This is a genomic window from Rhizobium sp. ARZ01, from assembly GCF_014851675.1.
Classification (GTDB): domain Bacteria; phylum Pseudomonadota; class Alphaproteobacteria; order Rhizobiales; family Rhizobiaceae; genus Mycoplana.
Genome location: NZ_JACVAE010000005.1, coordinates 302,193 through 324,495 on the forward strand (window position 1 = coordinate 302,193; position 22,303 = coordinate 324,495).

20 protein-coding genes and 4 pseudogenes are annotated in these 22,303 nt (G+C 57.9%); 9 read left to right on the forward strand and 15 right to left on the reverse strand.

All coding sequences use genetic code 11. The annotated features are described in order from the left end of the window. Positions 1-203: 203 nt before the first annotated feature. Positions 204-347 (forward strand): annotated as a pseudogene (locus IB238_RS24845) (DUF3363 domain-containing protein); the annotation flags it as partial. A gap of 153 nt (positions 348-500) precedes the next feature. Here IB238_RS24845 and IB238_RS23990 read toward each other — a convergent pair. The 4 genes and pseudogenes from IB238_RS23990 to IB238_RS24005 form a co-directional block, all read right to left on the reverse strand. Next, positions 501-784 (reverse strand): annotated as a pseudogene (locus IB238_RS23990) (M24 family metallopeptidase); the annotation flags it as partial. 1 nt (position 785) lies between these two features. Further along, a complete protein-coding gene (locus tag IB238_RS23995; protein ID WP_192253269.1) occupies positions 786-1,589 on the reverse strand; it encodes an EAL domain-containing protein in 804 nt (267 codons plus the stop codon). A 291-nt stretch (positions 1,590-1,880) separates the two neighbouring features. Then, positions 1,881-2,960 carry a response regulator gene (locus tag IB238_RS24000; protein WP_192253272.1) on the reverse strand — a complete coding sequence of 360 codons (1,080 nt, stop codon included), beginning with the start codon at positions 2,958-2,960 and terminating at the stop codon, positions 1,881-1,883. Beyond that, the gene (locus IB238_RS24005; protein WP_192253275.1) at positions 2,957-4,303 is read right to left on the reverse strand and encodes an ATP-binding protein; all 1,347 of its coding nucleotides are present in this window, start codon (positions 4,301-4,303) and stop codon (positions 2,957-2,959) included. Before IB238_RS24005 ends, IB238_RS24000 begins: the two co-directional genes overlap by 4 nt. Positions 4,304-4,381: 78 nt before the next feature. On the opposite strand from IB238_RS24005, the gene IB238_RS24010 reads away from it, so the two are divergent. Next, on the forward strand, positions 4,382-4,702 hold the full coding sequence (locus tag IB238_RS24010) for a hypothetical protein (RefSeq protein WP_192253277.1): 321 nt from the start codon (positions 4,382-4,384) through the stop codon (positions 4,700-4,702). A 32-nt stretch (positions 4,703-4,734) separates the two neighbouring features. Here the strand turns inward: IB238_RS24010 and IB238_RS24015 are convergent, their stop codons facing one another. Then, positions 4,735-5,136, reverse strand: a complete 402-nt coding sequence (locus tag IB238_RS24015) for a molybdopterin-dependent oxidoreductase (protein ID WP_192253280.1) — start codon at positions 5,134-5,136, stop codon at positions 4,735-4,737. 230 nt (positions 5,137-5,366) lie between these two features. Here IB238_RS24015 and IB238_RS24020 point away from each other — a divergent pair, with 230 nt between their 5' ends. The 5 genes from IB238_RS24020 to IB238_RS24040 all read left to right on the forward strand — a co-directional run bounded on the left by IB238_RS24020 (position 5,367) and on the right by IB238_RS24040 (position 12,799). Then, positions 5,367-5,798, forward strand: a complete 432-nt coding sequence (locus tag IB238_RS24020) for a hypothetical protein (protein ID WP_192253283.1) — start codon at positions 5,367-5,369, stop codon at positions 5,796-5,798. A 65-nt stretch (positions 5,799-5,863) separates the two neighbouring features. Beyond that, positions 5,864-6,325: a hypothetical protein gene (locus tag IB238_RS24025; protein WP_192253286.1), complete on the forward strand. Its 462-nt coding sequence runs from the start codon at positions 5,864-5,866 to the stop codon at positions 6,323-6,325. Positions 6,326-6,729: 404 nt separating this feature from the next. Further along, positions 6,730-11,118: an autotransporter domain-containing protein gene (locus IB238_RS24030; RefSeq protein WP_192253289.1), complete on the forward strand. Its 4,389-nt coding sequence runs from the start codon at positions 6,730-6,732 to the stop codon at positions 11,116-11,118. Between the two features lie 320 nt (positions 11,119-11,438). Next, positions 11,439-12,164: a SapC family protein gene (locus tag IB238_RS24035; protein ID WP_192253292.1), complete on the forward strand. Its 726-nt coding sequence runs from the start codon at positions 11,439-11,441 to the stop codon at positions 12,162-12,164. Continuing rightward, a complete protein-coding gene (locus IB238_RS24040; protein WP_192253295.1) occupies positions 12,164-12,799 on the forward strand; it encodes an invasion associated locus B family protein in 636 nt (211 codons plus the stop codon). Before IB238_RS24035 ends, IB238_RS24040 begins: the two co-directional genes overlap by 1 nt. Before the next feature lie 34 nt (positions 12,800-12,833). Here the strand turns inward: IB238_RS24040 and IB238_RS24045 are convergent. Both IB238_RS24045 and IB238_RS24050 read right to left on the reverse strand, forming a co-directional pair. Further along, positions 12,834-13,185 (reverse strand): annotated as a pseudogene (locus tag IB238_RS24045) (GSU2403 family nucleotidyltransferase fold protein); the annotation flags it as partial. 50 nt (positions 13,186-13,235) lie between these two features. Then, positions 13,236-14,054 (reverse strand): hypothetical protein, encoded by an 819-nt coding sequence (locus IB238_RS24050; protein ID WP_192253298.1) that lies wholly within the window; start codon positions 14,052-14,054, stop codon positions 13,236-13,238. Between the two features lie 342 nt (positions 14,055-14,396). On the opposite strand from IB238_RS24050, the gene IB238_RS24055 reads away from it, so the two are divergent. Further along, positions 14,397-14,906, forward strand: a complete 510-nt coding sequence (locus IB238_RS24055; RefSeq protein WP_192253301.1) for a thermonuclease family protein — start codon at positions 14,397-14,399, stop codon at positions 14,904-14,906. 18 nt (positions 14,907-14,924) lie between these two features. On the opposite strand, the gene IB238_RS24060 is transcribed toward IB238_RS24055, so the two are convergent. The 5 genes and pseudogenes from IB238_RS24060 to IB238_RS24075 form a co-directional block, all read right to left on the reverse strand. Further along, the gene (locus IB238_RS24060) at positions 14,925-16,127 is read right to left on the reverse strand and encodes a GGDEF domain-containing protein (RefSeq protein ID WP_192253303.1); all 1,203 of its coding nucleotides are present in this window, start codon (positions 16,125-16,127) and stop codon (positions 14,925-14,927) included. Between the two features lie 545 nt (positions 16,128-16,672). Next, a pseudogene (locus IB238_RS24390) lies at positions 16,673-17,278 on the reverse strand (cyclase family protein); the annotation flags it as partial. A gap of 15 nt (positions 17,279-17,293) precedes the next feature. Then, on the reverse strand, positions 17,294-17,758 hold the full coding sequence (locus IB238_RS24395) for a hypothetical protein (RefSeq protein WP_210333696.1): 465 nt from the start codon (positions 17,756-17,758) through the stop codon (positions 17,294-17,296). Continuing rightward, positions 17,755-18,456, reverse strand: a complete 702-nt coding sequence (locus IB238_RS24070; protein ID WP_210333697.1) for a DsbA family protein — start codon at positions 18,454-18,456, stop codon at positions 17,755-17,757. The genes IB238_RS24395 and IB238_RS24070 overlap by 4 nt, the downstream gene beginning before the upstream one ends. Positions 18,457-18,675: 219 nt before the next feature. Then, complete coding sequence (locus tag IB238_RS24075; protein WP_192253306.1) at positions 18,676-19,410, reverse strand: substrate binding domain-containing protein; 735 nt, start codon at positions 19,408-19,410, stop codon at positions 18,676-18,678. 26 nt (positions 19,411-19,436) lie between these two features. Between IB238_RS24075 and IB238_RS24080 the strand changes: the two genes are divergently transcribed. Then, the gene (locus IB238_RS24080; RefSeq protein WP_192253309.1) at positions 19,437-19,775 is read left to right on the forward strand and encodes a hypothetical protein; all 339 of its coding nucleotides are present in this window, start codon (positions 19,437-19,439) and stop codon (positions 19,773-19,775) included. Between the two features lie 211 nt (positions 19,776-19,986). On the opposite strand, the gene IB238_RS24085 is transcribed toward IB238_RS24080, so the two are convergent. The 3 genes from IB238_RS24085 to IB238_RS24095 all read right to left on the reverse strand — a co-directional run bounded on the left by IB238_RS24085 (position 19,987) and on the right by IB238_RS24095 (position 22,241). Next, the gene (locus IB238_RS24085; RefSeq protein ID WP_192253312.1) at positions 19,987-20,436 is read right to left on the reverse strand and encodes a pyridoxamine 5'-phosphate oxidase family protein; all 450 of its coding nucleotides are present in this window, start codon (positions 20,434-20,436) and stop codon (positions 19,987-19,989) included. 67 nt (positions 20,437-20,503) lie between these two features. Then, positions 20,504-20,851 (reverse strand): hypothetical protein, encoded by a 348-nt coding sequence (locus IB238_RS24090; RefSeq protein WP_192253315.1) that lies wholly within the window; start codon positions 20,849-20,851, stop codon positions 20,504-20,506. A 127-nt stretch (positions 20,852-20,978) separates the two neighbouring features. After that, the gene (locus tag IB238_RS24095; protein ID WP_192253318.1) at positions 20,979-22,241 is read right to left on the reverse strand and encodes an aminotransferase class V-fold PLP-dependent enzyme; all 1,263 of its coding nucleotides are present in this window, start codon (positions 22,239-22,241) and stop codon (positions 20,979-20,981) included. Positions 22,242-22,303 lie beyond the last annotated feature (62 nt).

A 22,303-nucleotide genomic window follows, 5' to 3' on the forward strand; every position in this document is an offset into this window, starting at 1 on the left:
ACTGGTCCGGTGGCAAGCACCTGATTCCGCGGCCACTCGCATTCCCTCGGCAGTTTTCGCGTCGCTGCTAAACCGGCCCATTTTGTTCGCATAGTCGCACCCAACTAATTTATCCGGGGGCGGTGCTAACATGGCTAATCTGCAGGCGCCCCCCTGTAACACAGGGGGCCGTTCCTAATTGCTGAGAAAAAGCGGAACCGTACCGCGTCGGCGGCGAGCTGGCCGTAACAAAGGGCTTCCGTTCCGCCGCGACGGATGGCGAGACCGTCATCGGCAAGTTCACTCGGACCATCCAGCTACCGAGCGGCAAGTTCACCCTGGTCGAGCAGAGCCATGAGTTCATGATGGCAGTTAGGGCGCCAGAGGGGGGATCAGCCTCTAGTTTCCAGCCCGCCCTTGCCCAAAGCAGTCCTTCAACCTACTGCGCGGTACGTAGAGAGTGCGCTCGGGGAATAGTCGTTACTTTTTACCCGGTCGGCAGAAAAAGACGGAACCGATACTACATCGATGTTGACCAGATCGCCCGGTTCAATCCGCCGATTACCGGGAATCCCATGGGCAATTTCCTCGTTAACGCTGATGCAGGTTGCGCCTGGAAAGCTATTGCAGAGCTCTGGCTCCGGCCGCGCGCCCTCTTGTTCGATAAGCTCACGACCAATCGCATCAAGTTCAGCCGTCGTCATCGCGGGCTCAAGAGCGGCGCCCATGGCAGACAGGGTATTGGCAACGATCCGGCGCCTATTTCTTTGAGTTTGATAAATTCGTCTTCATTCGAAATCGTCATCTTAAGCTTCCGATACCGCTCCGGCGGGCTCATGACTAAATTTGTTTTTTATCGCCAGTAATTCTACTTCCCCTCCCGGTCCGCCAGCATTGGCGACCGGCAACGGAAGGTATTCGATAACAGGGCTTGCAAAGTAGTGACCTTGCATCAGGTTTATACCAAGGTCGCGCAGTGCATCCATTTCTTGCCGCGTTTCGATCCCCTCAGCGATCACCGCCGTATGCAGTCGGCTGCAAACGTCATGGATGGCTGACATAATCGACCGCCGCCTGTTATCCGAGTCGATCCCTCGGATCAGGCTCATGTCAAGCTTCAGGATATCCGGCATGAACTCCAGCAGTGCAGCAATGCAACTGTAGCCTACACCAAAGTCGTCATAAGCAATCCGTGCGCCTCGGCGTTTGCAGGCGAGAATTTGTTCTTTCGCACGGGCGACATCGTCAATCGCCTCGCGTTCGGAAATTTCAAAGATGAGCTTTTCCTCGGCGAACCCACTAGAGCGAGCAACATCGAGCGTCGAGAGTAGTCCATGGTAGGCGTGGCCGACGGTTTCTGATGAGATGTTCACGCTCAAGCAAGCAGACAGATTGAGGCCCTGCGCAAGCTGCACGGCTCGCTTACGACACTCGGCGTCAAATGCTTGGAAATCCGAAGCGCGCGCCGCAGCCAAGACCGTCGAGGCAGCTTCGCCATTCAGACCGCGAACCAGAGCTTCATAGGCATAAGGCTTCGTTCCGGCGGAAAGGTCGACAATCGGTTGAAATGCTATGGTAAACTTGGATTCTCGGCAATGTTCTTCGAGCATCTCAATCCTAGCTGCCTCGTTAAGCTCGTTACTTGGATCGCCAGTGTTTGGCGAACGGTTTATGCGTATTTCACTTCGCGCTGATCGCAGCTCGGGAATGGTGCTGGGTGACAGCAACCCTCGATGCTTCAACCAAACCACGGACAATGAATCCTTTCCCCGTGGAGCGAATGCTGCTTGATCCTTCACGGGCTCGACATCCTCCTCGTGTAGTCGCGCCCAATTAACCTGTCAGGGTGGTGCTAGCATGGTCAATCGGCGGGCGCCCTCTGTGAAAGCAGGGGGCGCCCTTCAGTTGCTGAGCGAAAGCGGAATCGTTGCCCTTATCAGCAGGGCGATCAGATCGGCCTGGCGATGGGTGTGGGTCTTCTGGAACAGGTTCTGCAAGTGGAAGGTGACGGTGGTCGGCTTCACGCCGAATTCTTGCCCGATCTCTTCAAGCCGTTTTCCGGCGACCAAGGCAGCGGCCAACCTTGCTTCTGCCGAGGTGCAGCCGAACAGGGATGCCAGAACATCGGCGGAGATATCGGCTTGTCTGTCAGGATCGATGACGAGGACAACGACATGGCGGACATTGCTACTTGGGAGGTTGATCGAGGATAGTTGCAGCACGAGGGGATGCCCTTCTTCCCGCTCTACCGCGACCGACTGGCTGGTTCCGATATCCCGCAGGACGGCAGTGATTGCGGCTTTCAGAGATTGCGACGATTTTGCAAAGCGGGCGAGGAGGCCCGTCGATGTCAGGGAAAGCCCCTCTGCCCTGGCGATCAAATGTCGTCCAGCTTCGTTGGTCATGCGGACCTCGCCGCTTTCCTCGATCAGGAAGATGCCGATCGCAAGCCGATCCAGCGCTGCTGCCAGCGCCGCCAGCGTAACCTCGCCGTCTCGCACCGCCTGCTCGATCATCTGTTGCTGCTGGCGCTGCAAGTCGACAAGGAGCGATCGGCGAACCCGGTCCACTAGGCGAAGCCGTGATTTGATCGTTGCGAGTAGGTCGTCGAAGTCGACAGGTTTTACCAGATAGTCATCCGCGCCGGCATTCTTGCCGTTCAAGACCTCGACCCTGTCGGCCAATGCCGTCAGAAAGACGAAAGGCACTTCCGCAAGGTCGGGGCGATCAGTCCTGAGCATTGCCATCAGTTCGTACCCGCCGATTTCCGGCATCGTGACGTCGCACAAGATCAGATCGGGACGCACCGCCTCGAGTTCGCGAAGCGCTTCCCGTCCGTTGCCCGCTTCGACCACGCGATAGCCTGCCGAAACGAGTTCTTCGACGATATCGGAGCGAAGATCGGCTTCATCTTCAACGCATAGGACAATTCTTTGGAGACCGGATTCCAGACCCGGTGTGGGAAGGTGATCCAAGTTCATGCTGCTAGCGCTTCCTCTCTGGGTATGGTGAGAACAAAAATCGAGCCGCCACCCTCACGTGCGAAAGCGTCCACATCACCCCCGTGCATGCGGGCTATTGTGCGCGCGACATGCAGACCGATACCTGTCCCTTCGACGCCCACGGCGGTCCTTGCACGAAAGAAGCGTTCAAAAAGTTTGTGACGCTCTTCTTCGGGAATACCGACGCCCCGATCGCTGACGCGAATGCGAACCTGTTGGTGATCCACCTCCGCAGAGACGTCGATTGAGTGGGGCGGCGATGAATATTTGACGGCGTTAGAAAGCAGGTTGGCGACCACCTGGTCGATGAGGAGCGGATCGCAGGATGTCCATGCCGGCAAGTGCTCCAGTTCGATGTGGAATATCCGGTTAGGGGATGTCTCCTTTTGACGCTCGCAGGCCTCGACAATGAGTTTCGCGAGGTCGCAACGCCGAATGTCGACATCGATTTGCCCGGCGTCCATCTTGGCGGCATTCAACGTACTCGATACGAGGCGGGTGAGCCGCAGTACCGCCGCGCGGATCTTTCCTGCGCGCTCGTGGATTTCTTCTTCCGTCATTTGCCTGCCGCGGCGGATAATCCGCTGTGCACTGGCATCGATAATCGACAAAGGGGTTCGGAACTGATGTGACACCATCGACACGAAGCCCTTGTAGAGCTCACGCAGGCCGGTCTCTCGCGCCAGCGATTCTTCGAGATCGCGCGTTCGTTCCGCAACGATGGTTTCGAGCTGGTCCCGGTGCTTGACGAGTTCGAGTTGGGCGCTGTGTGCGTCGGTGACGTCGCGGAAGAAGAGGATTCCCCCGATGATCGTGTCCCCCGATTTGATCGGATACGTAAATTTCTCGATGTAACGAGTGCTGTCGGGAATAGCATGGGCAGGCATGTGAAGGCTCTCGCCCGCAAGTGTCTGGCGCATCAGGTCCATGATCATGTGGTCGTCGGGAAAAGAATAAGCTTTCTGAATGAGGTGACCGACGATGTCCTTTCCGTCCGGGACGGGAAACATCGCACTCATGGCGGAGTTCCAGTGCGTGCAGCGAAATTCCCGGTCGAAGGCCGCCACTCCGTCTCCGCTCGACTCGAGCAGGAGGCGCGAGAAGTCGCGGTCGCGCCTGAGCGTATTCTCGGCAAGGGCAACGGAGCGCAGGCTTGCCACCAGGCGCATGACGATAAATATCCCGAAGCCGAAAATCAGAATAACGGCAATACTCGCTTCGAAGAGAATGCCCCTGTACTTCTCGCGCTGTCCCGCGGCGCTGTTGCGTTCAGCAATCATGATGTCGTTGGCCGCGCTCCTGAACATGGCGGCGTCGCTCAACAGATTGTCGAGGACGGGTTGTGGAATATCGATTTTGGAAACTGCTGCGATCCTTAGCGCCTGTTCGAAAGCCTTCAGATGAGCCGTTGCTGTCTCGATCGGCTCATTTCCCAGATTCCGGGCGATTACTTCTCCCAGCATCCCCTCGGAGAGAAGCGCAAGACGGCTGAAAGCCATGTCGAGCCGAAGCTGAAGTTGTTCGACGTCGGCGTCTGTTCGATTGCCCCGGTTCCAAGCCTCGCAGGTCAATGCAAGACGATGATCCTCGTAATGAACCTGGGAAATCAACCACAGAACGTTCTCGCCAACGGAGTTGGACAAATCCTTTTCAGCTTCCATCAGCCGGTGCAGGGCCAGGCTCAGCAACACGGCGCAGGCGGCGACGATCGCTATGGTTAGCGCCGTGACTGTTCGCTTGCTGACCAAGATGTTCATCGAACCTCTATTTTGTTAAGCTGCCATACCCATCTGGAATCATATCGTTCGTCGCGGATTTCGGCGATACTGTCACGCGGGTAAACGATCCAGAGCGGCCCTTTGTCCCGCCGGGACAATGGCTTTCCCTCCATCTGCATGGCAAGCAAGACGCCGAATTTCTCCGCATCCGACAGGGGAAACGCGATCCTGTAACCGTTGATGGCCTCCGCGAAGAGTGTATCGCCTTGCGCTCCGACCGCAGCCAGCACGTCCTTCAGCAGAATGCCATCGAAACGGGCGATCCCGTCGGTCCAGGGCGTATGCGTTTCTATCCGGTGCGCCGGAAACGTTGAAAGAAAATCCGCATCGAGAAGTGCGGCCCCGTCGCCATTCGTCTTTTCGATCTTTCCCGTCACTGTAAGCAACACCTGACCGCTCGGGTACGCAAGATCTTTCGAGAATGCCGGTTGCGCAGTGAACAGGGCAAGCGCCACCAAAGACTGAAACCAGAATATTCGGTTATCGGGAGTATTCATCTGACGGATCTTTCACAATCGAAGCACTTTGAGCTCCCGATGGTGTAAGCGCCCGCTTTTCTCTGCACCCCCTATGAACGTATGGGGCGCGCCCCGATTTCTTCCATTACATGGTGAAGGCAAGTCTACTGCTTCTTGGATCAGAGCACATCTGCTGGAGCACGGGCTCAATCAACTATAAAGTTTCAGGGAAAATCATGAAGTTCTTCATTATCGGACTGCTTTGCCTTGCCATTGGCGGATGCAGTCAATCCTCTTCGGAAACGGGAGCGACAACCTCGGCGCGCGGAAAATCTGCGGTGGCCACACGCGGGATGCAAAAGAGAAAGCCGGAGACGAAGAGGGACGCCTGCGCGGAAGCCGTCCAGGCGCAATCGAATGCGGCGATGCTGGGCGGCGCGCTCGGGATGGTTGGAAGTTTCGGAGGCTTTGGGGGGCGCGGCGGCATGGTTGCCAGCCAGGTCGCATCGACGGCGGGCAACATGGTCGCCAACAGCCAGTCGACAAAGGCGCAGTCGGGGGTCATGCAAGAATGCTACTGAGGCGTAAAACCGGACATGTGGCGGCTGTAAGCTCGAGACGCCTTCCGAAGCTGGCCGCGCTCCTCGTGACGGCGGGCGTGGCATTGCACGCTTTGCCCACTTCCGCGCTCGATAGCCAGGAGGCGGGACAGGTCGTGACCATATTGGAAAGGCTCGTCACAGAAACTGGCGGCAGCGTCTATTTCGACGAGGAGGCCGCGGAGGAGTGGTTTCAGATCGACGACGAGACATCGCGCTTGATCCCCGCCGCAGGCTTCACCCGTACCGCTTGGAAAACAGCATTCGACCAGACGATGACCGGCTTCATTGCATCCATCCCGCAGGCCGAGATGGAGCAGATGATGGAGGATTTCATGGACAAGATCGGGGAGGTTGCGAAGATGACCCCCCAGCAGCAGGAGGAAGCGATGGAGCTGGTGCGCGCCGAGAAGGGGAAATTCGACGGTATCCGCGCACGGGGCGCCGAGTATCAGGATTTCGTCAGCTCGTATACTTTCCGTCTGAGAAAGATTACCTTTCATCGGTAGAAGTAGTTTCGCTCCCGTCATTCGACGGATCAAAAGCCCGGCAGAAAAAAACGATATTCTTTCCGGCAACAAGCTCTCAATGAGCACAGCACGAAAATTCGATAGCGCGGGAGATGCGGTCTCCCGACTTCTTTGTTTCTGCATACGAATCTGGCGCGCCCTGCGCGAAAGAATTTTCGTCGCCCCTCTGACCATATGGGGTGGCTTGGATACCCGCCTGCTACGCCGTTCGAAATTTGAACGGGGGCAGGCGATGCTGATCAGGACTGCGCAATCGAGGGTGAGGCCACGGCCCAAGAGGGTCGTCGATAGGGCCGTTTCCAAGCGCGGCAGGCGACTTGGGGTCCAGCGCGCGCCTCGATCAATCCCCTCCTACTGAATACCACGCACCTGAGAGTAACATCATGTCTATTATCAGCTCCGCCACGAATTCTATTGTACTCAACCGCAAAGGCCGCCTTCTATGCGCAACCGCGCTCATGAGCGTCCTGCTGCCGCTTGCAACCGCAAAGGCGCAGCAAGCCCAATACAACTATACGCAAACCGGCACCTACGCGGACGACATCTCGATCGACACGTCGGTTCGAATGACGACCGCAGCAGGCACCGTCGCGACCTACGCCGGCAATCTGAGCTTCAACACGGCCAACTCGATGCTGGATGTGGGATACGGGGCTGCCGCTGATTCAACGATCATCTTCTCGCCGGAGACCGTCAGCGGCATTCAACCCTCACCGGGGTCGTATGCCGGATGGTTGCGGCTGTGGTCGGGCCGCTTGCAGTTTGGCGCGGATACCGCCGCACGCGAGTATTTCTCACGCCACGGCGCGCGCGTTGCCTTATTTGGGGACGGCACTCTGGATCTCGCCGGCAGGGATCTCAATTTATACCAATTCAACAAGGAGGGCGACGGTGTCGTCCTGAACGATAGCGCCGGGAGCATGGCGACTTTCGGCCTTGAGTTTGGAATGATAAACGGAGGCATTCGTGACGGTGCTGGGACACTGCGATTGAGGAAGACCGGTTCCGGTGACCTCGTCCTCAACGGTATCAATGACTATTCCGGTGGTACGGAGATCGCGTTTGGCACGGTCTACCTCAGCACCGGTACCGGTATAGGAACCGGCTCCATCGAATTCAGCTCCAGTGGCTCCGCAGCTTCCGAACTACGGTTCGAGGCTGACGGGTTGAGCCTGGCCAACGACATTCTCATCTCGGGCACTTCAGGCGCAATGCTAACCGTCAACACCGGACACTCCGTCGCGCTGGGCGGTGCGATTGCCGGCTCCGGTCCGTTCATAAAATACGGTAACGGCACCCTTGCTCTGACGGGGAGGAATAGCTTTACCGGTGACACCGACGTCCAATATGGCACATTGGTACTCGATAGCGGCGATGCTATCGCCGATGCCAATCTGGTGCGGATCAGCCGCAACGGCACGCTGCGTCTGGCTCAGAGTGAGACGATCGACCGCCTTCAGGGCTCCGGTGGATCAGCTGTGCTTGACGGGGGGACGACCCTTTCCGTTGGCGCGTACAATGGCAATTCGAGTATCGCAAGCGTGATTCGTGGGGCCGGAGAACTGCGCAAGCAGGGCAATGGGACGCTCGAACTGCTGGCCAACAACACTTACGCTGGCGACACCGCGATTGAAGGTGGCCGGGTCCTGGCGGGTCGGGACTTCGCCTTCGGTCTTGGTGGACAAGTGACCTTCAGACGAGCCTCGGAAGGTCGCAGCACCCTGGAATTGTCGAATGGTGTCACCATCGCTCAGAATATGCTGCTCGAAGACAGCATCAATCTCGACAACAACGATTTCAGCACCCTGTCCGGTGTCATTACTGGTCACAATCACATCATCCACAAGTTGGGCCAAGGAACTGTGAGCCTTACCGGCGAGAGCTTCGATGCGCCAGGTGCCGTCGTCCGCGCAGGGGGACTGTCGTTTGATGGCCGCTATGGCGGCAATGTTGAGGCGGCTTTCGGCGGCACCGTCACCGGATCCGGCCGTATCGAGGGCGATGTCTTCATCGAAGATGGCGGGCGGCTCTATGGGCAGTTTGACCGCACCCTGACCATGGGAAGTCTCACGCTCAACGAAAATTCCGATATAGAAATTCTGGTTGACGCACCGGGCGCCTCGGCCTTCTTCGAAGTTGAAGGCGATCTTGTGCTCGACGGCCGCCTGACGATCGATGATGGCGCCGGCGTGAATTTTGGTCAGGGCGTGTACCGCCTGTTCAACTATGGCGGCACGTTGACCGACAACGGGCTGGAGGTCGTCGGTGTTCCGGACGACAGCCGGTACGACATCGGCGATATCGAGATCCAGACCGCGATCGACAAGCAGGTGAACATCGTCGTCGGTGGTGATCCTGGCCCCGGGCCTGACCCGCGTCCGGATATTCTGTTCTGGGACGGTCCGAACTTGATTGCGGATGGTGTGATTTCTGGTGGGAGCGGCACTTGGAGCAACGGAACAGAGAACTGGACGACCACAAATGGTGACGCAAATCATAGCTGGGGCGGCCGTTTTGCCGTGTTTCAGGGCGATGCCGGCACGGTCCTCGTCAACGGTGGCAATGGTCAAGTCTCGGTCACCGGCATGCAGTTCGCCGTCGACGGCTACCGTGTCAGAGGCGATGCCATCACACTTGCGGCCGGGGAAACCGTCATCCGTGTCGGCGACGGCTCGCAGGCTGGGGCGAATTACGTCGCGACGATTGCTTCCGAGTTGCGCGGCGACGGCGCGCTGATCAAGGACGATCTCGGCACTCTGGTTCTCACCGGCAACAACAGCTATCGCGGGGACACGATCGTGCGGGCTGGCACGCTCGTGGGCGATACCCAGAGTATTCGCAACAATATCGGGAACAACGGCCATGTCGTGTTCAATCAGGATGATGACGCCGTCTTCGCGGGCAGCATCTTTGGTCGAGGCACCATGGAGAAATCGGGATCGGGGACACTTACCCTTGCCGGACGCAGCGATCTCGACTGGACGATTAGTCAAGGCGGGCTGGCGTCCAGAACAGATCTGTTCGGCGGCGACGTCTCGATTGCTGCGAACAGCTTTATGCGGTTTGAACAGGATGGCAGCGGCACATATCGGGGCACGATCTCAGGTGAGGGTGAATTCCAAGCCGCTGTTGGCAATGGAAACTGGCTTCGCCTGACGGGGGACAGCTCGGCTTTTGTTGGCTGGACGTCCGTGGCCAGCGGTGGCCTGATGGTTGATGGCAGACTCGGCGGCGGCCTCAATATGTTCGATGGGACCGTACTTGCGGGTATCGGGACGATTAACGGCACCGTCAACATCAATACCGGCGCAACCATTGCGCCGGGAAATTCGATCGGCACTCTCACTATCGCGGGCAACATTCACTTCCGAGAGGGATCGGCCTATGAGGTTGAGGTCAATCGAGAAGGCCAATCGGATCTAGTTGACGTCTCAGGCTCGGCATACCTCGATGGCGGGGCCGTTCGGGTAATCGCCGGCACAGGCAATTATGCAGCCGCAACCCGCTATACGATCCTGACGGCAGACGGCGGCGTCAACGGCACATACACGCGCGGCGTTGCGTCCAATCTCGCCTTCCTCGATCCTTCGCTCAGCTACGACGACAACAACGTCTATCTGACGATGACCCGTAACAGCGTTACTTTTGACAATGTCGGTGTCACCCGCAATCAGGTCGCCACTGGCGGCGGTGTCGAGAGCCTGGGTGAAGGCAACGCAGTCTACGATGCCGTCCTGAATTTGTCGGCTGAGCAAGCCCGCTATGCCTTCGATCAGCTTTCAGGAGAAATTCACGCCTCTGCGAAGAATGCCTTGATCGAGGACAGTCGTTTCGTCCGCAAAGCCGTCAATGACCGTCTCCGTGCGGCCTTCGACGGTGTGGGAGCGTCTGGCGCAGCGGTGACGTATGAAGACGGTGTGCCGCAGCCGGTTGCGGCCAATACCGATCGCTTCGCGGTTTGGGGCCAGGGCTTCGGCTCGTGGGGACATACGAACAGCGACGGCAACGCGGCGCGGCTCAACCGGAAGACGGGCGGCTTTTTCTTCGGAGCGGATGCGCCGGTTTTTGATACCTGGCGGTTCGGTGCGGTAGCCGGTTACAGCCATACCAGCTTCGATTCCGAGAAAAGCCATTCGTCCGGTTCGAGCGACAACTACCATGTCGGCCTCTATGGCGGTACCGCTTGGGGTGATTTCGCCTTCCGTACTGGCGCGGCCTACTCTTGGCACGACATATCGACCAGCCGTAGCGTCGCCTTCCCCGGCTTCAACGAGAGCCTTAAGGGCGACTACAACGCCGGCACAACCCAGGTCTTCGGTGAACTGGCTTATGGCTTCAATTTCGGCTCAACCCGCTTCGAGCCTTTTGCCAACCTTGCCTATGTGAACCTGCATGCCGATGGCTTCCGCGAGACGGGGGGAGCGGCAGCTCTCACCAGCGGATCGTCCAGCACCGACACGACCTTTACGACGCTCGGCCTGCGCGGTTCGACCACCTTTGACCTGAACGGAGCCCCCGTCACCGCCAAGGGCATGCTCGGCTGGCGTCACGCCTTCGACGATGTCACGCCGATCTCCTCCATGAGCTTTGCTGGTGGCGGCAACGCCTTCACCATCGCCGGAGTACCGATCGCCCGCGATGCTGCGGTGGTTGAAGCGGGTCTCGACTTCGCCCTGACGCCATCCGCGGCAATCGGTGTTACCTATGGCGGACAGTTCGGCTCCGGCATTGTTGATCAGTCTTTCAACGCCAACTTCAGCGCGAAGTTCTGACTGACCCAGTGATCGGGACTGCGGGTGACGCCTGGGTTAGCGTCACCCGGTTATCTGGCCGCTGCGCGGATTCTTGGCGACGGCTTCACGATTGAAACGGGGCGCGTCTGGTGGAGGGCACTACGGGGCGAGCGGCGCCCCCCTCCCGCATTAACCGAGCCACGAGCGGCCGCAGCTCAGGTTGTCTGCCGCGTGCCCGCCGTGGATATGACTTCAACAATTGTGGCGCAAACGCGCCGGGTGATCCCAAATTGACAGTAGATAGCAATACTTCCCCCGAAGGAGATCGGGCAGGCCTTCCGCTCTTTTACAAGGATCCCGTGCTTCTCCGCTTCGAAGAGCATGGCGAGGTAGGCCTTGCTCCGGCCTCGAGCTTCGGCTTTGCGCGCAAAGCCGAAGCCATTCCGCTTTCCATCAGCGAGTTCGCGGTAGCGATGCGGCACTTCCCGATAGTGTTTTCGATGGGTGAGCGCGCGATGCCGATTGCCGTCGTCGGTATCGAGCAGCGTCGCAATCTCTTCATTGGTCGCGATGGTTCCTGGCGTGCGAATAGCTATGTGCCGGCCTATGTTCGCCGCTATCCCTTCATCGTCAGTGAGACCCCGGACAAGGCGCGACAGTTCCTGGCTATTGATCGGGGTAGTGATCGCTTCGTGCCCTCGATCACCGCGCATCAGCATGGCGAGCGCCTGTTTGATGCCGTGGGCAAGCCAACGGCGATAGCGCAATCGGCGCTTGCTTTCTGCCAAGCCTGGCATGCCGATCACGCAAATACCGTTGCGTTCACTCAAGCGATGGCTGGAGTGCAGGTGCTGGAGCCCTATCATGCCGATATCTGCTTGCCGGACGGCTCGCAGCATCAGGTCAACGGCTTTCAGGCTGTGAATGAAAAAGCCTTCCGTGCGCTTCCGGCCAAGACCGTTGCCGAATGGCACGCCAATGGCTGGCTCGATCTGGTGGTGCTTCATCGGGCCTCCCTGGAAAGCTTTCAAAGTCTTCTTGACCTAAACGCGCAGCGCGCAAATGAACGAAAGGCGCTCGCATGATGAGCAAAGAACGGATTTTTGGTCTTTCTACGGTCGCAACACTCCTGCTCGGGGCTGGTGTCTCGCTCTATGTTGCGCCGGGCGTCGCGATCTCCAATCCGACGCAAGTCGCAGCAGCAACTGACAATTATGGCGATCCTGCTCCGCAGCGTTTTGAGGTTGCACAGGCCCAGGACGGTGGCGGCTCTACGCTGCCCGGCGGGGCCTCATCCCTCAATGAGACATACAAGGATTGGCGCGTCGCCTGCGTTCAGCAGGGAAACGCCAAGCGCTGCGTGCTCAGCCAGGTTCAGTCACAGCAGAACGGTCAGCGCGTGCTTGCCATTGAATTGAACGCTCCCGTCGCCAATACCGTCTCTGGGACGCTCATCCTGCCTTTTGGTCTCGCGCTCGATTCCGGCGTGACATTCCAACTTGACGAAAAGCCGGCTATGCAGGCGCTGCGATTCCGCACCTGCATACCGGGCGGATGCCTCGTCAATGTCAGCTTCGACGCTGCCATGCTGGTAGCTCTGCGTACAGGCACCGCCCTGAAGATCAAGGCCGTTACAGATGGCGGCGCTGCCGCGCCGTTCTCGATCTCGCTACAGGGCTTTGCCACCGCTGTCGACCGAGTGGGGGCGCTGTCACGTTGACGTCAGTCAAGCCAGATTCCTTTCTCGCAGCGGGCGCCAGGTCGGAACTCCTGCGTGTCTGCAGCAGAGCTTCGAATAGAATGCCTGCCTGTTTGACGTCTTTGTCGCGTTTGATCGCACACATGCCGTCGTTGTGGCGACGCGAGGCCATGATGAGCTTGCGGACGGCGTACCGAGACGGATCAGGGACTGTGACCGGGATGCCGGGTTTTCGGGTCGCGGATGAGGAAATCTAGGAATCGAAGCGGATCCGCGCTTGGGCCGCCCAGCGCCGGCATCTTTGCAGGCTGACCCATGTAGTCGTCGGAGCCTCGGTTCGACGTCAGGAACTCGACCTTGTAACCATCCTTGTTTCGGAAGCTCGGGGAGGCGGCTTGTCCCGATTTTGAGACGTGGACGGCGTGGCTGCCGGGCCGCCCCGTTAGCCCCTGGAGGATCACAGCAGAAAATGACCTTTGCTGAAGGTCAGCGCGTCGTCCAGGTGGATCGCAAAATCGGGTTTTCCGTCACCGTCCACGTCGCCGAAAATAAACGTGTCCGATGCCTTCCTGTCGAAGCGCAGTTCGCCCGCCTTCTTGTGAAAAACTTCTTTTCCGATGAATTTGAAGGCTTGGTGGTCCGCAAGCTTGGTGTTTGCGTCGATCGCACTCAGATCGATCTTGTCGCCCTCTGAGCCTTGGAAATCGTATATTGTGTCGCGGCCGAGAGAACCGACAGTTGAGTCTTTCACCGATTTGAAGATGAAGGTGTCTTTGCCGCTATTTCCAAACAGGTAATCGTGACCCGAGCCGCCATGGATTTTGTCGTCCCCGGCGCCACCTTTCAGCTTGTCATTGCCCGTCTTGCCGTAAAGCTTGTCGTTCCCATCGTAGCCGAAAATTATATCTGCATAGCTGCCACCGGAGAGGGAATCACTGCCTTTGAGGACGGACTTTACCAACGCGAGGTCGTCCGCCGTTGAGGCTGTGTTAAACACCTTGACGAGGCTCTGGACTGACAGATTTAGGCCAGTCAGCGAGATGTTGACTGTCCCGGCATAGCTTTCCTGGGCACTGTAAACCGTACCGCCGACCAGATATCCGTATTTATCTGCGGTAAAGCCCGAGCCGGTGATCGTGATTTTGGATCCATCGGCATATCCAACGATCTTCGTTTTGGTAAACGTTGTGATGTCAGCCGATCCGACTTCCAAAACGAAATCATAGTCAGACATGTCGATCCAATAGTCGCCGCCGACTTTCAGTGTCACACCCATTTTAAGCCCCCATGCTTTGCTTTATGGCCAACTTGATAGAACACTTAATGGTTGCGGGCAATCTAGGTGATGGCTAGGACATGCCTGTCTTGACTGGAACTTGTGCATCTGTCCCTATGCCCGAATAACGGGTGGGTGGATTATGCATTTAGTTATTGCTTTGGTCGTTTCGTTGATGCCTTTTCCAGCTGATTTGCCGATTGACGGAAATGTCGTGACGGTTGGCAAGTGCAACTATTGCGGATGCCGTGGGGGACCCGGGTGGCGCATCAAGAAGACTGGTCAGTGCGCCAGCAAGAAGAACCTCGCCAAGCAGTGCGGGATGCCTCCGAGCGATCGACTATGTACAAAGGAAAGCTGATCTTGGCCAGCGCGGCGCTTCTTCTTGGCACCGCTTCGAGTTTTGCCGCGGAACCGATCGTTGGTCGCGCTACCGTCATCGACGGCGACACGATCGAAATCGCTGGCGAACGGATCCGCTTCAATGGGGTTGATGCTCCGGAGAGCTGGCAAATCTGCATTGACGCTGCCGGCAAGGAATACCGATGTGGTCAGCGTGCGGCCGTTGCATTGGATGAATACCTCGAGAAGTCACGCCCAACACGGTGCGAGTTCGTCGAGCGCGATCGATACGGACGTGTTGTGGGCAACTGCTACCGGCAGGACGGCGAGAGCGTCAGCCGCTGGCTTGTCAGCGAAGGCCATGCAGTCGACTGGGCGCGGTATAGTCGAGGCGCTTATCATGACGCGCAGCAGACCGCACAGACCGCAAAGCGCGGGATCTGGCAGGGCCAATTCGAAATGCCGTGTGAGGCGAGAGCAAGGAAGTCCGGTCGAAAGCCGAGTTGCTGAGAAGTGACGGCAGTGCCTTCATGCCCATCTGGCTTCATTGGCCGCCTTAAGTGGAGTTGACGTCGCCCAAGGTTCGGGCCCTTTGCGGGTGCTTCGCCCCGAGGCAATGGTGAAGCCATTGCGACCACGCCGCTTGGTCTCGTAGAGAGCCATGTCTGCTTCTTCGATGATCGTCTTGAGCAAGGCAACGTCGCCCGCCGGCCTGAGCGCAACGCCGACACTGATTGACAGCGGAATGGTCTCTTTAAGCCAATCGAACCGGCTCGCGGCGACAGTCCCTGCGAAATGATCGGCGAACCTCCTTACTGCAGCCGGATCTTTGACAACAAAAGCAATCCCAAACTCATCACGCGCCAAGCGCCCAAGGAAATGCTCCGGTCCCATTATTCTTTGGGCAAGCTCTGAGAAATGCTGCAGGCATGCATCGCCTGCCGCGTGCCCATGGGTGTCATTGATGGTCTTGAACCTGTCAATGTCGATAATCATTACACCAAAGCCGACGCCCAAACGCGCCGCATTGGACTTCATTGTGCCCGCAGTTTCCATGAAGTTGCGCCGATTCGGCAGTCCGGTGAGTTCGTCAAAGGATGCGAGCCTGATGAGATCGGACGCTAGACGGTCGACGGCCATCAGCACAAAGCCGAGGTTCCAAACGGTTGCGCCGAAGATGGCTGCGACGAGCAGGAAGGCGGCGATGTCATAGTAGCGTTCCGTCGACAGGCTTCCGGTCAACCGCATTATGTTCAGCACGGCCTCGGTCCCTTGTCCGGTGAAGGCGACAACAAAGCCAAATGTTGCGGCGATCGCACCGAGACTTGGGCGTTGAAAGGCTTTCAGCGCGGCGATGGCCAAGGCCATCGGGATGACCTGAAATACGGCGATCGCGACGTTGATGGCAGGTCGGTTGTCGCCAACCAGCGCCAGGACGGATGTACCTGCAAGAACGATGAGTGCGACGGCACGCCAGGCGGCGGGCTCGCCTTGAAATCGTCGGATGCCGGTCCACGCCAGGCAGAAGCCCAGGACGGTACAGGCGTTAGCCGCAACGACGGTTTCGAGTGCGAAGAGAACACCGCCAAGTGTTGTCAGCAGGCACGCAGCTAGCCAGTATCCGGCACCGTCGATGTTGCGATGTACCCAGACAAAACCTGACCAAACGACGCAGAGCACGACCGAGTTAAGCAGGATGATGAGGTAAAGCGTTTGGAAATCCAGGCTCATCCGAGTTCCATGAAACGTGCATTTAACTGTCGCTGTACGCCCTCATGGCGACGGCATTCCCATTCATTTTACGGAATAGGTGTCTCGCAGTAGCACGCGTCACTTAGGTCCGGCTCAAGAAAACCGCTAAAATTAAACCTATCATTGTTTGATGGTATTGTGCCGACAGTCAGCCCCAAGCTCAGCATTTGCTAGTACCTCAAGGATTTCCCTGGCGAGCTTCGGGCCACGGCGGGTTCTGCCATCGCATTCGGAATAGGCGCAGATCGGTGGCTTGAACTTCGTGCGAAAGCGGAGACTGAGACTTTTGATCGGAGCCCGTTAAACTTACGGTGCCGGTGTTCGAACGACTATCTGTCGATGGGCGTTCACCTGGAAGTCATCGGCGCGGCGCGTGACGCATGAGAACAATATGGCGCGAGCGCGGGTGTCAACGCGGGAAGATACCGCTCCCGTTTTGCTTGGGAGCGGTATCAACGCCATCTTTCTAGAACCAGTTGGGTGGCGCTGAACACCCGCTGGTTATTTGCAAAGTCTGTTTTCAGTTACTGGAGCGGCAGTGCAACCGGACGCAGAGGCGCTGCGTCGCCGCCGCGGATTTTCAACGGGCCGCCAATGAAGGCGAATTCATAGACCTTGTCCTGTGACAGCTCATCAAGCGCGATCAACTCGATGATCGGAGCGCCCTGCTGCGCCAGCAGGTAGGTGTGGAGCGGCACATAGTCATCCGGCACTTCGGAAGGAAAGGCTTCGAAGCTCAGGTTGTCCGCGCCCACCACCATCGCGCCACCTTCCTCGACGAGGTAGCGCGCCGCATCCAGCCCCAAGCCGGGAGGGGATGCCATATAGGCTTGCGGGTCGTTGAACAGTTTCATGCGGCCGGTCCGGATCAGGACGATGTCGCCTTGCTGCAGGGTGGTGTTCTGGCGCGCCAGCGCGTCCTTGATATCCTGACGGGTGATCCGATAGCCGTCCGGCAGCATGTCCACGCTCTTGGCCGCGGCGATATCGATCAGGACGCCACGGGCGATGAGTGGCGGGAACTTTTCGATGCCGGTGCGCTTCCAGCCGCGATCACCTAGATGCTCGTCGGCCTTGAAACCGTTCCAGATCTTGCCGTGAATACCGAAATGGTTCAGCGCATCGATGTGGGTGCCGGTATGGCTTTACATGGAAAATGCTGTTCCCGTGTAGCTACGGGTGGCGTTCATTTTCTTGCCGACGCCCATCGGATCATCCACCTCCGTGCCGCGCGGCGTGTGGGTCATCCAGAACTGGTAATGGGGATCGCCCGCGGCCTGCCAGCTTGGCATGCCGATGTAATAATCCGTCGCCAGATCGTAGGCCTTGCCGCCCTTGATGCGCGACAGGATGGCGGCGCGCGATTCCGGCGTGATCAGGTTGAGGCGGCCGATTTCATCGTCCAAGCCCCATGGGCTGATGCCGACTTCCTGACCGCTGGGGGCAACGCGCGCTTTTGCATTACCGTCGGCATGGGCCATTTGCGCATAGGTCGAAAGACTGGCGCTGCCGAGCAACAGCAGGCCGATTACGCGAAGCGTGCGGGAGAGTTTCATGTTTTCTTCCTTTTGGGAGGTTGGAGGGCTGAAAGTTTCCGCGGATGCGGTCATGCATTCCGCATGATGGCTTGCAGCCGGGCCTTGAGCGCCGGCACAGGCATGGTTTGCAATCGGTCGAGATCCGGACCAACGATCAGGGTGGGAATGGAGCGGATGTCCAGCTTGCGGGCCTCGTCACGGTCGGCCCGCACCCGTTCACTGGCGGCTTCACTGCCCATGTGAGCGGCAAAGACGTCGCGGGCGAAACCCAGCTCGACTGCGATGTCGAGCAGCACGGAACGGTTGCCGATATTGCGATGCTGACTAAGATGAGCATTCTGGACGGCATCGAAATAGTCCCAGTGGGCAGCGTCGCCGCCCATGATATGGGCCGCCTGGCAGGCGTGCGCGCCAGCAAGACCATTGGGATATTCGAAGCTTTCGGCGCGCATGCCTTCGATATCGATGCGCTGCTCGTCATCTTGTTTCGCGCAGGCTTCCCAATGGCCAAGAATCGCGGACTTGGCCTGCTCCATCGAGCCGAAAGCCTGCACCATCCTTTCTCGGGAATCCTGCAGGACGAAGCTGCGATGGCGGACCTCGATATCCAGCTCGCCTGCGACCTGCCGCAAACGCGGTGACATGACATAGCACCAGCCGCAAACGACATCGTGAAAGAAATCGATAGTCAATGGGGTTGTGTCGCCGGTGGGAGTTTGTAACGTCATCATCCTGTCCTTTGCGATGTCGATCTGTTCGATGGAGATCAACTTACGGACAGCGTGGCGGAGGAATAAGCCCGTCGTGGTTCGGACAGTTTTTGCTGCCGGTTAAGAATACCGGCAGGCAGCAGCGGCAGGATCACAGGATTTGGCAGCCGGCCTGCGCGCGGAGCCTAACCCGATCTGACTGGATCAGCTCGGGCTCGATTTCTTGATTTCACGCGCATCTTTCTCCGAAAACCGGTTCACACTTTTCGGGATGCGGCTCTAGCTGTAGTCATTGATGACGGAAGGTAAGCGACGGGCCAGAAATTCCACGAAGGCCTTTACCTTGGGTTGAAGATGGCGGCTGGTTGGATAGACCGCATAGACATGGCGCGCTTCATCCATGAAGGCGGGCAGGACACGCCGAAGTTCGCCGCGCGCGATCGCCGGATCGGCGAGGAAGGAAGGCAGCGCGCCAATTCCTAAGCCTGCGATGAGCAGGTCGCGCAGCATCATGCTGTTGTTGATCTGGCTTCGCTCACGGCCGGATGCCGCATTCTCTTGCGCGGGGACGATATCCTGCATTTGCGCAAGACTATAGGTGAGCATCGTGTGATGGCGAAGATCGTCTGGCGTCGCAAGCGCGCCATTTTGTTCAAGATAGGAAGGGGCCGCGCACAGTACCTGTTTGACGGTGGCAAGCCGTCTGGCGATCAGTGTGGAATCGTCCAGACTGGAACGCAGCCGGATCGATACGTCAAACCCATGCGCGACGGCGTCTATCAGTCGGTCTTCCATCACCAGATCGAGCTGCAGATCCGGATATTCCCACAGAAACTCGGCAAGAAGCGGCGAGATCTTGCTCTTTGTTTGAGCGTGGTCGTTTTTGAAAACACGCGTTTGTGACAAAGCGGTTCCCGCCGGCGAATGCGCCCGCCAGCGAAGGTCTTGTGGGCTCTCGTGTTGCTGTTCACAGGCGGGATGCGCCACGCCGGATTTGGGAATCCGAGCGGCCAACCGAGCACCAAGCGAGGAGAGGTAAAATGAACAAGTTTCTTCTCATATCGGCGGGTCTCCTGCTGATGCCGCTCCCAGCCTTAGGTCAAACCGCCTCTGGCGACCGGGGCTCGTTCCAGGACAGACAAGACCGCGAAATCGAAGACCTCCTGCGTAGCATCACGGACGAGGTTTCCGGCGGGGGTGGTCCGCGGCGCGGCGCGGCCTTTCTGCGCCGCAGTGGCGATGCGACCGTAGCAGTCCGCTGCGACCCGCGGGAATCGATGAGGGACTGTGTGGACCTGACAACGACGCTGCTGGAAAAGGCTCGTTCCGCGATGCCGCCGGGCGGCACCCCTCCGGGAACCGCGCCTCCTAGTCCATAAACCTAACGTCAGAGGAATGCCGCCTCGCGTTTGGGCCGCGCTCAGAGGCCATGCTACGCGCAATGGCGCGCGAAACAGTGAAGCAAACCTCAGTTGCAAACTCAAGTTAGCGTGTAGCGTCAGCCAGTCGGATTTCTAACGTATCGTTCAAATGAACGCATGGCGCAGACGTACGATGTGTCTTTAGCATCTCTCAGTGCGATTGCAGACTTTATCTACTAGATTCGATGGCTATTCTGCCCGTGACCTCATCCACCTCTACGAAAAAGAACACGGGCTTTGAGCCAGCATCTGGAAGCCGTGGCTTATACCCACCGGGATCCCACCAATTCGCATGCTTTTCGAGAAGCGCCCATGCCCGCATGTGGTCCTCATGAAGGTTCTTGGTATCCGGCAGTTCTCGGTAGTGACCGTTGGCGAGAACGCTCTTCCACTGCTGCATATTTTCAATGTTGTCAGCTTGAATGCAGACCTCCGGGTTTTGACGCATCCACGTAATTTTTTGGCCAAGCAGCGAGAAGCTGTAAATTCGCTTCCCTGCTAGGACGTATTCAATCGGGACGACGTAGGGCTTTCCGGCGTGAGAGCATCCGAGCCGGGCCACATGTTCATGGGCTAGCAAGGCAAAGCACTGAGCGGTGGTCATCTCTTGGATGAACATAGCATTCACCTCTTACCTTTCGCGCTAGCGGAGGAGGTGCAGGCAATATTCTAACTTCCGTCGCCATCTAGTGAGTCGTAACTGGCATCTCGGCTGGAACGGACAGGTCTTTGTCTTTTTTCGCTTTTCTCTTCAGTTGCGCATCTGGCTCAGCAACGGGTGCCGATTTATGAGGCTGATCGTTGACGCCTAGATGCCGCAAGCGCTCCGTGATAGCCAGAGCATAGACGACCCGAAGCACATTTTCGTCCCTGACATTCGAATCCTCGAGCGCCCCAAGCGCTGCGCGCACGATCTTCTTACTAGAGGTCTTGGGGCAGCGCCTCACCACGAAGTTGTAGAGAGCCGAATCCGTGAGCCCGTCACTTGCCCCCTCAATAAGGGCTTCGTAGATCTCTTTTCGCATTTTGCCCATGCAGTATCTCCTTTTCTGGAGCCGACTTTGTCATGCAATTGTCATGCATAAGGCAATGCTTTACAAGCTCTCGAGCAGTAACGACTCGTAGGACGAGACCGCGTTAACTTCACTACGCGCTCTTGGGTCAAATTCTAATGAGATCCCGCATTGAGCCCACCCCCTCCAGGGCCCGTTTTACGTGCGCCTGTGTGTTGTAGACATGCGGACACAATCGCAGTCCGCCACTGGATGATGCCGCGATGCCGTACTTTGAGTATAAAGTATCGACAACGGTTTTTTGATTCTGCTTAGGTACCTCAATAACGACGACCCCACCGCTCATCGCTGGTTCTTCGGGCGTTACCAATGACGCTCCCATATCCTTCAATCCATGCTTTAGCTGGGTGGCGAGCTCTGTAATCCGCGCCTCTACGCGCTCCGGGCCAATCTGTGAATGAATATCGGCCGTATCGGCGAGTGCTGCTATCGCAGCGTCGTCACGCTGGCCAAGAGTCTCGAACTTTTGGGCGGTCTGGAGGTCGAGCTCGACCTTGATTTCACCCGTATAACCGATGGTGTTAGGCCAAATGTTCGGCGCGCGACCTTTTTTAACAAATAGTAATCCGACCTCTTTCGGCCCCATGAACCATTTGTGGGCGGATGTCGAAAAGGTGTCACATCCGATGTCGTGCAGATTGAGAGCCGCGGCTCCCCAGCTTTGCGCACCATCAACGTGGCAATGGATGCCGCGGTCGCGAGCCATGTCCGCGAGCTTTTTCGCCGGAAGCTTCATACCACTCACATTGGAGCATTCTGTGAAGCTCAGCACCTTTGTCCTATCGGTGCACGACTTGGCAAACAGTTCAACGATTTGTTCGTCGCTTTCCGGCCGCCGCGGTAACATCACCCGCACCACTTTAAGATCGAACCGCTTGGCTCTAATGTCCCAGGCCTCATTGTTCGTCACATGGTTCTGATCCCATATGACGACTTCGTCTCCCGCCTTGAAATCGATACCATTGGTTATGATGCTGTTGGCCTCCGACGTGTTGCGGACCAGCGCGATTTCGTCGGGGTCAGCACCGATCTGTTGCGCCACTTTCGAGCGAGAGTTCCGCAGCCGATCGTTGAATTGCGCCCTGTTGTTCAGAGACACATCGTAGTCTATGACCCGTGTGAGTTCGGCGACCCTGTCGGCAACAGCCTGGAATGATGGACAGAGGTTTGCACTGTTCATCGGAACGGCAGACTCTGGAAAAATGAACTGGTGACGAACAAGGTCCCAGTACATGTCTCCGCTGATTGAATCAGCTCGGGCAATAGTCGACAGCAAACTCTGCACCGTGACAGCCGCAGCAGCCGCGCCCGCCATTTGCATCAATGATCGTCTGGTAACAGGGATCTGCATCGCATTTCTCCCCACACAGATGCGAAAGCATGCTTGGAGGATGCGCCCAAGCAACTGGCATG